The following is a 12,458-nucleotide window of genomic DNA, read 5'->3' on the forward strand; positions in this document are numbered from 1 at the left end:
CCAGAACCCGATCCCATCTCGAACTCGGCCGTTAAACACACCAGCGCCCATGGTACTGTGTCTCAAGACACGGGAGAGTCGGTCGCCGCCAGACCCGCCAAACACAGGACACACCACATCCCCTCGACACGATCTCAGACGTACGAAAAAGCCGCTTCCGCAAGGAGGCGGCTTTTTCGCGCTCAGAGTTACCGATCCGTCATGCGGCGGGAAGCCTCCGGCAAGGGGCTCTGCGCGAGACTGCGCCCTCACCGAGAGGGGAGGGGGCTTATGCCCGCCCCGGTCAGCGCATCGTCAGGGCGATGGGTCGATCAGGCAACGTCCGCGACAAGGCCGCACTGGAGAGCGGTTGCCGCCCGGACTCCTATCGGCTGGTCGCCCGCCGCGGCGAACCGCGACGGGTGGAGGATGAGGTGGCCGGGCAGCTTGGCAACTGCCCTCTCGCACTCGAGGTCAGGCCGGAATGACGTCCACGATCTCGTAAGTATCCGGATCGATGATCACGATGTCGTCCCGGACGAGAATGAAGCTGTAGCCCTCGTAGGCCGGCACCAAGCTGATGATGGCGGGCGGCAGACGGTGCAACGTGACCGAGCGCGGAATGGCCGTGCCGACGTTCAAGCTGAAATTGACGTTGCTGACGCGGCTCACACCGACGCGGGTGATCGATTGACGAAACTCCGTCCGCTGGGTGCCGTCGAGACGGCTCGCGGCACCGCGGGCCGAGCCGGCGCTGCGCTCGCCGCGCTCCGCTCGGCCGTTCCGTGCACCCGGCTCACCACGCTCGCCGTTGCCACGGGCCGAGCCACGTCCATCCTCGCGACCGCCGGCACGGTTGGAATCGTCATCGCGAGCGCCGCGCTGCGCCGCACCGGGACGCTCGCCCGCCGCGCCGCGTTCGGCACCGTCTCGCTCGGCAGTACCGCCACGTTCGCCCGCTGCGGGACGTCCCTCGCTTCCACCGCCCCGCGGCTCGCTCGCGGTGCCACTACGCGTGCCACCGGCCTCGCCACCGGGCGCCCCACCGCGCATGCCGGCCCCGCCGCCCGGAGCGGCTGGCCCGGCACCGCCAGCCCCTGCACCGCCGCCGACACCCGCTCCGCCGCCGACACCCGCTCCGCCGCCTGCCGTCCCGGCACCGGCGCCACCGGAAGCGCCTCCGGCGGCGCCCCCCTGGGCGAAGGCCATCGTCGCGCCTGCCGTCAGCAGGGCAGCCGTCATCGTGCTCCGGATGAGCTTGTTCATGGGCGCTCTCTCGTTCCGTGGTCGGTGAGGGGATCGCGGATCCTGCTCCGCCCCGCGTTGCCGCCACGCAACGGCAAGGATGCGCAAACCGTTCCGAGCAAGCACGATGGGGCTTCCGCTGGCGGAAGCCGTACGGTTCGACGGGAGCGGAAAGAAAATGCCCGCCGCGGCGGTGCCGGGCGGGCCGAAGTCTTGGGAGGAAACGCCCGTAAGGGCGAGATCTAAATTAGCACTTGGCATGCCAGTCTCCGCGTGCGCGAGCGCACGTGTCGCGGATACGTCGGAGCGGGGGCCTGCGCGGATCACCCGGCGACGGTCATCTGATCCGCCGGCCGATTGGAGCGGCGACGCGGATGGGGAGGCGATGCGCGGCTCGGCATCGCCGACGTCCGGATCGGCGATGCCCCGGAAGATCCGGAGCGAACGCCTTGCGGAGTGAGCGCGGACGGCACAGCCTGGGACGTCGCTGTGCTTGGCCCGATCAGGTTATGCCGGCGGCCGGCAGGTCGGGACGCTGGCCCCTGCGTCGCCGACCTGCTGCTCGGGTCGGACCATCCGATTCGACGGCGCCTCGATGCTCGTCGACGGCGCCGCCCACGACGGGCCCTGCACACCTTCGCATACAACGGGGCGGGGCTCGGTGGCTGCGCCGGTCGTCCCGCCCGCGCGCATGGGCCCTCCGTCGATCGCGGTCGCGCCGGGACGATGGTCCGGATGCCCGCGCAATCAGAGCCGTATCGCGCGCCGAAGTCCCGGGCGGTTCCGGGTCGTCGGAGAGCGCGGGACGGCGCCCCGCGACCAGGGGGCTGACATCATCCGAAAGGATTACCCACCAACGCGGTGTGGTGCGGGCCTCAAGCTTCGCTATTCAGTCAATCGGAGGACGAGACGGGGGTTGCGATGCGAAAGATCGGCAGGATTGCGGCGGCGGTCGAGGTTTGGAGCGCTTGGCGCGACCCGATCGAGGTATCTGTCCTGCTCTTCGGAGGCTGGCTCGCCGCCGGGCTGTTCGCAGGATGGGCCGGCGCGATTGTGTGAGGCGCCGAACGCCTGTGGGCCGGAGCGGCGCAGGAGCCTGCCTGGCCGAAGCGGAACAGTATGCGTGGCCCTATCGGGCGGTGGGGGCTGCGGTCGGAAGATCGCTCACAGCATCCGGGGCTTCAGCTCTGCCGTCCAGTTGTGGTCGGGCCCCGCATGTTCGGCGGTACGATGGCCGTTCATGTGAGCGTAGCGGCCGACATACAGTGTCGCCAGCAGGCCGAAGAGCAGGATCAGGGTCAGCGCAACGGCATCCGGATGTCGGCGGGCACGATGGATGCCGAGACAGCCCAAGGTGAAGCCGGCGGCAAGGGCAAGGGAGATGAGCGCTTCGTGAGACATCGGATCGCTCGCCGCGCAAATCGGTCGCGTTCGCGTCCCGAGGAGGCTAGCGCCGATGTGCGCTCGGAGCAAATGGACGCTTGCGCGAGCCACCGAGGTCCCGCCTCTGCTGGAAGGCAAGGCCCGGAGCGATCTCGGCAGGTTCTGCCGAGGGGCGATGATCCGCAGACACGCCCCTCGGCAGCAGGCCGGCGAGGTTACGAGCAGCCGGTCGTGCCACCGCAGGTGTCGCACTTCAGGCAGGTGCCGTTGCGGACCAGCGTGAAGTTCGCGCATTCGGGGCAGGCCTCGCCGACATAGCCCTTCATCTTGGCCTCGGCCCGGCGGTCCGCGACGCTGCGCTCGGCGGGCTCCGCTTGCGCGAAGGGCAGCGTCTCGATCGCCGCGGCCGGCTCCGCCTTCAGCGCGGTTGCGCCGCGCAGCGCGTGGACTGTGCCGCCGGCCGGTGCGCTCTGGCCCGCCGAGCCCGCGCCGACCCCGACCGTGCCGCCGGCCGGGCCGCCCTGGATCAGGGTGAGCCGGTCGGCCGAGCCGCGCACGAGGCCGCGGGAGACGATGGCCGCCGCGGGCGCGGGCTTCGCCGCGTCGCGGGTGGTGTCGCCGCTCTCGCCGCCGCCGATCACCGTGCCGCCGATCTCGTTCGGGTTGACGTGGGCGAGGTCTGCCCGGCCGAGATACGAGACCGCCAGCTCGCGGAAGACGTAATCGAGGAGCGACGTGGCGTTCTTGATCGCGTCGTTGCCCTGCACGAAGCCCGCCGGCTCGAAGCGGGTGAAGGTGAAGGCCTCGACGTACTCCTCCAGCGGCACGCCGTACTGGAGGCCGAGCGAGATCGCGATGGCGAAGTTGTTCATCAGGCTCCGGAAGGTCGCGCCCTCCTTGTGCATGTCGATGAAGATCTCGCCCAGCCGCCCGTCGTCGTACTCGCCAGTGCGCAAGTACACCTTGTGGCCGCCCACCACCGCCTTCTGCGTGTAGCCCTTGCGCCGGGCCGGTAGCTTCTCGCGGGAGCGGATGCGCTCGACGCGCTCGATCACCCGCTCGACGATCTTCTCGGCGGCCAGAGCAGCCTTGGCGGCGGCCGGCGCCTGGATCAGCGCCTCGACACCCTCGTCGGCCTCTTCCTCGTCGTCCGAGACCAGGGCGGCGTTGAGGGGCTGCGACAGCTTCGAGCCGTCGCGGTAGAGGGCGTTGGCCTTGAGCGCGAGGCGCCAGGACAGCAGATAAGCCGCCTTACAATCCTCGACGGTCGCGTCGTTCGGCATGTTGATGGTCTTGGAGATCGCCCCAGAGATGAAGGGCTGGGCCGCGGCCATCATGCGGATGTGGCTCTCGACCGAGAGGTAGCGCTTTCCGATGCGCCCGCAGGGGTTGGCGCAGTCGAACACCGCGTAGTGCTCTGTCTTGAGGTGAGGAGCGCCCTCCAGCGTCATCGCCCCGCAGATATGGGTGTTGGCGGCCTCGATGTCGCGCTTGGTGAAGCCGAGGTGCGGCAGCAGCTCGAAGGTCGGGTCGGCGAGCTTCTCGGCCGGCACCTTCAGGGTGCTCGTCAGGAAGTCGTCGCCGAGCGTCCAGCGGTTGAACACGAACTTGATGTCGAAGGCCGACTTGAGGCCCGCCTCCACCGCCGCGATCTTCTCGTCGGTGAAGCCCTTGGCACGCAAGGTCGCCGGGTTGATCGCCGGGGCCTGACCCATCGAGCCGTGGCCGACCGCGTAGGCCTCGATCTCGGCGATCTCGGACTCGCGGTAGCCCAGCGCCCGGAGCGCGTCCGGCGCGGCTTGGTTGATGATCTTGAAGTAGCCGCCGCCCGCGAGCTTCTTGAACTTCACCAGCGCGAAATCGGGCTCGATGCCGGTGGTATCGCAATCCATCACGAGGCCGATCGTGCCGGTCGGCGCGATCACGGTGGCCTGGGCGTTGCGGTAGCCGTGCTCCTCGCCGAGCGCCAGCGCCCGGTCCCAGGCGGCGCGGGCGTGCTCACCCAGGTCGGCCTGCGGGATGTTGGCGTGGTCCAGCGCCACGGGGGCGATGTTGAGGAACTCGTAGCCCTCCGCCTCGCCGTGCGCGGCGCGGCGGTGGTTGCGGATCACCCGCAGCATCGCGTCGGCATTGTCCTCGTAGGCCGCGAAGGGCCCGAGCTCGGCCGCCATCTCGGCGGAGGTGGCGTAGGCCACGCCCGTCATGATCGCGGTGAGCGCGCCGGCCAGCGCCCGGCCCTCCTTCGAGTCGTAGGGTAGGCCCATGGTCATGAGGAGGCCGCCGATATTGGCGTAGCCGAGGCCGAGCGTGCGGTACTTGTAGGAGAGTTCGGCGATCTCCTTCGACGGGAACTGCGCCATCATCACCGAGATCTCGAGCACCACCGTCCAGAGGCGGTTGAGGTGCTCGAAGGCCTCCACGTCGAAGCGCTTGCTCTGCCGATCGTACATCGTCAGCAGGTTGGCCGAGGCGAGATTGCAGGCCGTGTCGTCGAGGAACATGTACTCGGAGCACGGGTTCGAGGCCCGGATCCGCCCGCCCTGCGGGCAGGTGTGCCAATCGTTCATCGTGGTGTTGAAGTGCAGGCCGGGATCGGCCGAGGCCCAGGCCGCCTCGCCGATCTTCTCCCAGAGGTCGCGGGCCTGCGGCGTCTTCACCACCTTGCCGGTGGTGCGCGACGTCAGGTTCCAGGGCTTGTCGGCTTCCACCGCGCGCAGGAAGTCGTCGGTGAGCGAGACCGAGTTGTTGGAGTTCTGGCCCGCCACCGTGAGGTAGGCCTCGGAATCCCAGTCGGTGTCGTAGACCGGGAAGTCGATCTTGGTGAAGCCCTGGCGGGCGAACTGCACCACGCGCTTGATGTAGGCGTCCGGCACCGAGGCGCGGCGCGCGGCCTTGATCTCGCGCTTGAGCACCGGGTTGCGCTCAGGGTCGAAGCAGGCGTCGCCTTCCGCCTCGCACTGGGTGCAGGCCTTCATCACGAGCGTGAGGTGCTTCGAGACGACCTTGGAGCCGGTGACGAGAGCGGCGACCTTCTGCTCCTCCTTGACCTTCCAGTCGATGAAGGACTCGATGTCGGGATGGTCGATGTCGACGATGACCATCTTGGCGGCGCGGCGCGTGGTGCCGCCCGACTTGATGGCGCCGGCCGCCCGATCGCCGATCTTGAGGAAGCTCATCAGGCCCGACGACTTGCCGCCGCCGCCGAGGCGCTCGTTCTCGCCGCGCAGCATCGAGAAGTTCGAGCCGGTGCCCGAGCCGTACTTGAACAGGCGCGCCTCGCGTACCCACAGGTCCATGATGCCGCCCTCGTTGACGAGGTCGTCCTGGACCGACTGGATGAAGCAGGCGTGCGGCTGCGGGTGCTCGTAGGCGGTGGCCGACTTCGTCAGCTCACCGGTCTTCGGGTCGCAGTAATAATGGCCCTGGCTCGGCCCGTCGATGCCGTAGGCCCAGTGCAGGCCGGTGTTGAACCATTGCGGCGAGTTCGGCGCCACCATCTGGCGGGCCAGCATGAAGCGCAGCTCGTCCATGAAGGCCTGGGCGTCCTCTTCGGACGAGAAGTAGCCGCCCTTCCAGCCCCAGTAGGTCCAGCAGCCCGCGAGGCGGTCGAAGACCTGGGTCGCCGAGGTCTCGGAGCCGGTGCGCTCCTCCTCGGGCAGCTCGGCGAGCGCCACCTCGTCGGCGACCGAGCGCCAGAGGAAGGAGGGGACGTCGTTCTCCTCGACCTTGCGCAGGCGGGCGGGCACGCCGGCCTTGCGGAAGTACTTCTGCGCGAGCACGTCGCTCGCGACCTGGCTCCAGCCCTCGGGGACCGAGATGCCGTCGAGCCGGAAGACCACCGAGCCGTCCGGGTTGCGGATCTCGCTCAGGGCCTTGCGGAACGGGATGGCGGCGTAGGGGGATTGCCCGGCCGTGGTGTAGCGACGCTCGAACCGCATGAAACACACCTCTCCCGACGGGGCGCGACGGCCCCGTCCCACGCTCGCGCGCAGGATATGGTCCCAACTCTGGGGGCACCGGATCCGACGCAGGATGGGACTGCGGCGGGACCGGCGATGATGACGTGAAGGTGCCCGCGCGAGCCCTGAACCCCTTGGCCGAGCCGCCCGGACCATGACCCGGAGATTAACGCCGGGGCCGCCTTCACGTCAACAAGTGGTGTGCCGGCTCCGAGTTCCACGCTAGATGTGGTAGGAGAAGCGAAATCCCTGTGGATATCGCGCAGCGCTTGGCTAAGTGCTCTTTCGGCTTCCCGGATTCGGTTCCGGAAAATTTTCGATCCACAGGGCTCCGCAACCCCTGCGCGAAACGACAGTCGGCGCAGGATCCCGGACCCGTCCGCGAACCCCGGCAGCGACATTTCGGCGACACCCGGGAGGAGCGGGCGGCGGCTTTCGACTGGACTCGCTGGCCCGCGCTGACCATAACCCGCCCGAAGCCTCGCGCCCGCGCGGGGACTCGCTTCGAAGGCCCCGGGGACACGCGATGGCTCTCAAGGACACGCTGCTGCGCATCTTCACGTGGTGGAACGGGCAGACGGTCTCGCTCGCCCTCACCACCGCGCGCAGCGGCACCTATGTCGGCAGCGACGAGCTCGGCAACAAATACTACCGCGCGATGGGACCGCTGATCGACCGCTCGGTCGGGCCCGAGCGGCGCTGGGTGGTCTACAACGGCTACGCCGACGCCTCGAAGGTGCCGCCCGGCTGGCGCGGCTGGCTCTGCCACAACGTCGAGGTCCCGCCGAGCGAGGAGGACTACAAGCCGCGCGCCTGGGAGCGGCCGCATGTCGAGAACCAGACCGGCTCGCCCGACGCCTACCGGCCGAAGGGCTCGCAGCTCTCCTGGGGCGCGCGGCCGGCCGCCACCGGCGACTACGTGCCGTGGACGCCCGGCGAGTAGGGCTCGCCCTCAATTCACCACCGTTCGGGTCTTGAAGGCGGTCTCGCGCGTCTGAACCCGCGTTCCCGGAGGGCCCCGCCTTGAGCCGCATCACCGCACGCCTGTCGGGCGCCGCGCTCGCCGCCGGCCTGCTGGCCCTCGGCAGCCTTCCCGCCGCCGCCGACAAGATCAAGAACCCGACGGCCGTGTTCTCGGGCCTCGACAAGATCACCGGCCGCATCGTTTCCTTCGAGGTGGCGGTGGACGAGACGGTGCAGTTCGGCGCGCTCCAGCTCACCCCGCGGGTCTGCTACACGCGGCCCCCCACCGAGAGCGCCAAGACCACCGCCTTCCTAGAGGTCGACGAGGTCACGCTCGACAACAAGTACCGCCGCATCTTCACCGGCTGGATGTTCGCCGCGAGCCCGGGGCTGCACGCGATCGAGCACCCGATCTACGACGTCTGGCTGGTCGACTGTAAGGGCGGCACCGATGTGATCGCCGAGGCCAAGGAGCAGGAGGACGTGCCCGCGCTCGCCTCCAAGCCCGAGAAGACGCGCAAGGGCCGCGACCAGACGAAGACCGCCCAGCAGGTCAACTCCGCGGGTCAGGTCGATGTCGAGGCGCCGCGCGGCGTGCCGGTCCAGCCCCGCCAGAAGCCCTCGCGCAAGTTCTTCCCCTCGAACGAGGGGCCGGCCCCGGCCCCCCCGCCGCAGCAGCCGCAATCGCTGTTCGACGCGCTGTTCCGCTGATCCCTCAGGCGCCGAGCGCGGCCAACGCCTCCGCGCCGCGCACGCTCGCCGGCCACGCGGTCCAGTCCGCCTGCTCGGTGAGAGCCTCGGCCAGCCGCCGCTTGTAGACGTGGCGCGGCAACTCCTCGGCCCCGAACTGGGCGAGGTGGTCGGTGACGAACTGGGTGTCGGCGAGGCGGTAGCCGCAGGCTTTGAGCCGCGCCATCAGGTGGACCAGGGCGACCTTCGAGGCGTCGCGCACCGTGTGGAACATGCTCTCGCCGAAGAAGGCGGCGCCGAGCGAGACGCCGTAGAGGCCGCCGACCAACTGCCCCTCCGCGTAGACCTCGACCGTGTGGGCGTGGCCCTGGTCGAACAGGGCGCCGTAGAGTTCGCGGATGCGCCCGTTGATCCAGGTGCGCTCGCTGTCCCGGCGCGGCGCGGCGCAGCCCGAGATCACCGCGTCGAAATCGGTGTCGGTGCGGACCTCGAACACGTCCGAGCGCACCGTGCGGGCGAGGCGCCGGGCTATGCGGTAGCCGTCGAGCGGCAGCACGCCGCGGGCACGCGGTTCGACCCAGTATAGGGTCGGGTCGGTCGCGTCCTCGGCCATCGGGAAGATGCCGGCGGCGTAGGCCTTGAGCAGGATCTCCGGGGTGATCTCCACGCGGGCGCCGTCGTGCATGAACCGATTATGGGGCAGGCCGGCCGCTCTGGAAGGGCGCCCGCACTAAGAGGCGTAACGGATCGGGCGGGCCCCTCACAAGCCATGAAAAAGGCCGGCCCCGCCGGGACCGGCCTCCTTCGAATTTCAGGGATGGACGCCCTCAGGTCGCGAGGCCGCCCGCTTCCAGAAAACCTTCCAGCCAGTGGATGTCGTAGGCGCCGTTCTGCACGTCGGCGTTGCGCACGAGGGTGCGGAACAGCGGCAGGGTCGTGTCGACGCCGTCGATGACGAACTCGTCGAGCGCCCGCCGCAGGCGCATCAGGCACTCGTTGCGGGTGCGCCCGTGCACGATCAGCTTGCCGATCAGGGAGTCGTAGTTCGGCGGGATGCGGTAGCCCTGGAAGGCCGCCGAATCGACCCGCACGCCGAGGCCGCCCGGCGGGTGGTAGTAGGTGATCTGGCCGGGCGAGGGCCGGAAGGTGGCCGGATGCTCGGCGTTGATCCGGCACTCGATGGCGTGGCCCTCGACCCGGATCTCGTCCTGGCTGACCGAGAGGTCGCTGCCCGCCGCGACCCGGATCTGCTCGTTCACGAGGTCGATGCCGGTGATCATCTCGGTGACGGGATGCTCCACCTGGATGCGCGTGTTCATCTCGATGAAGTAGAAGCGCCCGTCCTCGTACAGGAACTCGATGGTGCCGGCGCCGCGATAGCCGAGCTTCTTCATCGCGGCCGAGCAGATGCCGCCGATCTCGGCCCGCATCGCCTCGTTGAGGGCGGGCGAGCCGCCCTCTTCCCAGACCTTCTGGTGGCGGCGCTGGAGCGAGCAGTCGCGCTCGGCCAGGTGCACGGCGTCGCCCCGCCCGTCGCCGAGGATCTGCACCTCGATGTGGCGCGGCTTCTCCAGATACTTCTCGAGATAGACCGCGTCGTCTCCGAAGGCGGCCTTGGCCTCGGTGCGGGCGAGGACCACCGCCTGCTCCAGGTCGGCCTCGGTGCGGGCGACCTTCATGCCGCGCCCGCCGCCGCCGGAGGCGGCCTTGACGAGGACCGGATAGCCGATCTCGGCGGCGACCCGCTTGGCCGCGTCGATGTCATCGATGCCGCCCTCCGAGCCCGGCACGCAGGGGATGCCGAGGGAGAGCGCCGTGCGCTTGGCCTCGATCTTGTCGCCCATCGTGCGGATGTGCTCGGCCTTCGGGCCGATGAAGCCGATGTTGTGGTGGGCCAGCACCTCGGCGAAGCGGGCGTTCTCCGAGAGGAAGCCGTAGCCCGGATGCACCGCGTCCGCGCCCGTGATCTCGCAGGCCGCGATGATCGAGGGGATGTTCAGGTAGCTCTCGCGGGCGGCCGGCGGGCCGATGCAGACGCTCTCGTCGGCGAGCCGCACGTGCATGGCGTCGGCGTCGGCGGTCGAGTGGACCGCGACGGTCGCGATGCCGAGCTCCTTGGCCGCCCGCAGGATGCGCAGCGCGATCTCGCCGCGGTTGGCGATCAGGATCTTGTCGAACATCGCGCCTACTCGATCGCCAGCAGCGGCTCGCCGAACTCGACGGGCTGGCCGTCCTCGACAAAGATCGCGCTGACCGTGCCGGCGCGCGGGGCGACGATCTCGTTGAAGGTCTTCATCGCCTCGATGAGCAGCACCTTCTCGCCGGCCTCGACCTTCGATCCGACCTCGACGAAGGGCTTGGCGTCGGGCGAGGGGCGGCGATAGGCGGTGCCGACCATCGGCGACGGCACGGCGCCGGGATGCGCCCGGGGCGAGGCGGGAGCGGGTGCCGGGGCCGGCGCGCCCGGGGCTGCGGCAGGCGCGAGCGCGGCCACGGGGGCGGGCGCGGCCACCTGCACGCTCACCGGCTCCAGGCGGCGCACGACGCGGATGCGCAGGTCCCCCTTCTCCACCTCGATCTCGGAGAGGCCGGTCTCGGTGACGAGGTTGGCCAACTCGCGCACGAGGTCGGGGTCGATGGGGTCGTGCTTGGGCATCGGGGCGGGGTCTTTCACGGCGATGTCGGTTGGGTCGGGGTGCCGCTCCGGGCGGCCAGCAGGCGTGCCAGCGCGTCGAGGCCGAGGCTGTAGCTCATCGGGCCGAAGCCGCAGATCACGCCCGCGCAGACGGGAGCGAGGAAGGAGTGGTGGCGAAACGCCTCGCGGGCGTGGACGTTCGAGAGATGGATCTCGATCGCGAGCGCGCCGCTGCCGCTGATCGCGTCGCGGAGCGCCACGGAGGTGTGGGTGTAGGCGGCGGCGTTGATCAGCACGCCCGCGCCCGCGAGACCCGCCTCCTGCACGAAGCCGACGAGTTCGCCCTCGTGGTTCGTCTGCCGGAAGGTCAGCGCGACGCCGAGCGTCGCGGCCTGCGCGCGCAGGTCGCGCTCGATGTCGGCCAGCGTCGCGGTGCCGTAGATGCCGGGCTCGCGGCGGCCGAGCAGGTTGAGGTTCGGCCCGTTGAGGACGTGGATCGGGATCATGGAACCGTCGGGTCGGCCCGGTAGGGGAGGCGGGCCGCTCTTAAACGAAGGCGCGCGGGCGCCACAAGGGCGCGCCGCGTGGATGTGGGCCGCGTGCCGGACCGCTCAGCAGGAGGCGTGCCCGCACTGGCGCACGTCCGCGATGGTCTTGCGGATCGGATCGACGCCGACGGCGCCCGGGATGATCTCCTCGCCGATGACGAAGGCCGGCGTGCCGGAGAGCCCGAGCTTGTCGCCGAGGCCGCGGTTCTCGGCGAGCGCCGCCTTCACCTCCGGCCCGGCCGCGTCCCGCTGGATGCGGGCGACGTCGAGGCCCATCTCCTTGGCCACCTGGAGCGCGCGGGCGCCGTTCACCCGGCCCTTCGACTCCAAGAGCTTCTGGTGGAACTCGAACAGCTTCTCGCCCTTGGCCTGTTGCTTGACCGCGAGCGCGATCTGGCTCGCTTCCAGCGATTCCGGGCCGAGCACCGGGAAGTCCTTGATCACGACGCGCAGCTTCGGGTCGGTCTTGATCAGGGTCTGGATGTCGCCGAGCGCCTTGCGGCAGTAGCCGCAATTGTAGTCGAAGAACTCCACCAGGGTGACGTCGCCGTTCGGGTTGCCGGCGACCACGTCGTGCGGGCCGTTGTGGAGCGCGTCCTTCGCCTCCTTGAGCGCGGCGGCCTGGGCGAGGCGCTGCGTCTCCATCTGGCGGCGCTCGCCCTCGGCGATCGCCTCCTGCAGGACGTCGGGGTTCTTGATCAGGTATTCCTTCACGATCGACTCGATCGCCTGCCGCTGCTGATCGCTGAAGACCGGCGCGGCGGAGGAGGCGGGCTCCTGGGCCAGGGCGGACCGGGTCGAGACGGGCGCAGCCCCGAGGGCGAGCGTCAGGGCCAGGATCGAGACGGAACGGGAGACAGGCATACGTCCTCGCTGCGCGCGGGGGCGCCGGCCGGGCCGGCCGGCGAAAGCGCGATTCAGGTAGGCGTCCGGTTAGGCCTTTTCACGGCGGACGGTCAAATCGCGGGCCCGTCCGCCGCCCGCACGGCACACCGTCCCTTGCGCCGCCCAGCAAACTCGGTCCTCTGGCGCCCGCAACCCGCGGATGGAAACGCC

Annotated in this window: 11 protein-coding genes and 1 rRNA gene; 4 read left to right on the forward strand and 8 right to left on the reverse strand. The window is 69.9% G+C overall.

The window, feature by feature from the left end; all coding sequences use genetic code 11:
* A 5S ribosomal RNA gene (rrf, locus tag MFF56_RS26175) occupies nt 1-94 on the forward strand; the annotation flags it as partial.
* A 359-nt stretch (nt 95-453) separates the two neighbouring features.
* Here the strand turns inward: rrf and MFF56_RS26180 are convergent.
* On the reverse strand, nt 454-1,245 hold the full coding sequence (locus tag MFF56_RS26180; RefSeq protein WP_238231722.1) for a DUF1236 domain-containing protein: 792 nt from the start codon (nt 1,243-1,245) through the stop codon (nt 454-456).
* Nucleotides 1,246-2,145: 900 nt separating this feature from the next.
* On the opposite strand from MFF56_RS26180, the gene MFF56_RS26185 reads away from it, so the two are divergent.
* Nucleotides 2,146-2,283 carry a hypothetical protein gene (locus MFF56_RS26185; protein ID WP_238231725.1) on the forward strand — a complete coding sequence of 46 codons (138 nt, stop codon included), beginning with the start codon at nt 2,146-2,148 and terminating at the stop codon, nt 2,281-2,283.
* Nucleotides 2,284-2,388: 105 nt separating this feature from the next.
* Here the strand turns inward: MFF56_RS26185 and MFF56_RS26190 are convergent, their stop codons facing one another.
* Nucleotides 2,389-2,625 carry a hypothetical protein gene (locus MFF56_RS26190; protein ID WP_066921375.1) on the reverse strand — a complete coding sequence of 79 codons (237 nt, stop codon included), beginning with the start codon at nt 2,623-2,625 and terminating at the stop codon, nt 2,389-2,391.
* A 197-nt stretch (nt 2,626-2,822) separates the two neighbouring features.
* A complete protein-coding gene (locus tag MFF56_RS26195; protein WP_066921373.1) occupies nt 2,823-6,545 on the reverse strand; it encodes a vitamin B12-dependent ribonucleotide reductase in 3,723 nt (1,240 codons plus the stop codon).
* A gap of 547 nt (nt 6,546-7,092) precedes the next feature.
* Here MFF56_RS26195 and MFF56_RS26200 point away from each other — a divergent pair.
* Together MFF56_RS26200 and MFF56_RS26205 are read left to right on the forward strand one after the other, a co-directional pair.
* Nucleotides 7,093-7,509, forward strand: coding sequence for an NADH:ubiquinone oxidoreductase subunit NDUFA12 (locus MFF56_RS26200; RefSeq protein WP_066921371.1), 417 nt, complete (start codon nt 7,093-7,095; stop codon nt 7,507-7,509).
* Nucleotides 7,510-7,589: 80 nt separating this feature from the next.
* Nucleotides 7,590-8,240: a DUF2155 domain-containing protein gene (locus MFF56_RS26205; RefSeq protein ID WP_066921369.1), complete on the forward strand. Its 651-nt coding sequence runs from the start codon at nt 7,590-7,592 to the stop codon at nt 8,238-8,240.
* Nucleotides 8,241-8,244: 4 nt separating this feature from the next.
* Here the strand turns inward: MFF56_RS26205 and aat are convergent, their stop codons facing one another.
* The 5 genes from aat to MFF56_RS26230 form a co-directional block, all read right to left on the reverse strand.
* Entirely contained in the window at nt 8,245-8,904 is a 660-nt protein-coding gene (gene aat / locus MFF56_RS26210) for a leucyl/phenylalanyl-tRNA--protein transferase (protein ID WP_238231727.1), read from the reverse strand.
* Nucleotides 8,905-9,046: 142 nt separating this feature from the next.
* On the reverse strand, nt 9,047-10,399 hold the full coding sequence (gene accC / locus MFF56_RS26215; RefSeq protein ID WP_066921365.1) for an acetyl-CoA carboxylase biotin carboxylase subunit: 1,353 nt from the start codon (nt 10,397-10,399) through the stop codon (nt 9,047-9,049).
* A gap of 5 nt (nt 10,400-10,404) precedes the next feature.
* On the reverse strand, nt 10,405-10,875 hold the full coding sequence (accB, locus tag MFF56_RS26220; RefSeq protein WP_066921363.1) for an acetyl-CoA carboxylase biotin carboxyl carrier protein: 471 nt from the start codon (nt 10,873-10,875) through the stop codon (nt 10,405-10,407).
* 14 nt (nt 10,876-10,889) lie between these two features.
* Nucleotides 10,890-11,360 (reverse strand): type II 3-dehydroquinate dehydratase, encoded by a 471-nt coding sequence (gene aroQ / locus MFF56_RS26225; RefSeq protein WP_066921362.1) that lies wholly within the window; start codon nt 11,358-11,360, stop codon nt 10,890-10,892.
* Nucleotides 11,361-11,465: 105 nt separating this feature from the next.
* Nucleotides 11,466-12,266 carry a DsbA family protein gene (locus tag MFF56_RS26230; protein ID WP_066921360.1) on the reverse strand — a complete coding sequence of 267 codons (801 nt, stop codon included), beginning with the start codon at nt 12,264-12,266 and terminating at the stop codon, nt 11,466-11,468.
* Between the last annotated feature and the right edge of the window lie 192 nt (nt 12,267-12,458).

This window comes from Methylobacterium hispanicum, assembly GCF_022179285.1.
GTDB lineage: Bacteria > Pseudomonadota > Alphaproteobacteria > Rhizobiales > Beijerinckiaceae > Methylobacterium > Methylobacterium hispanicum.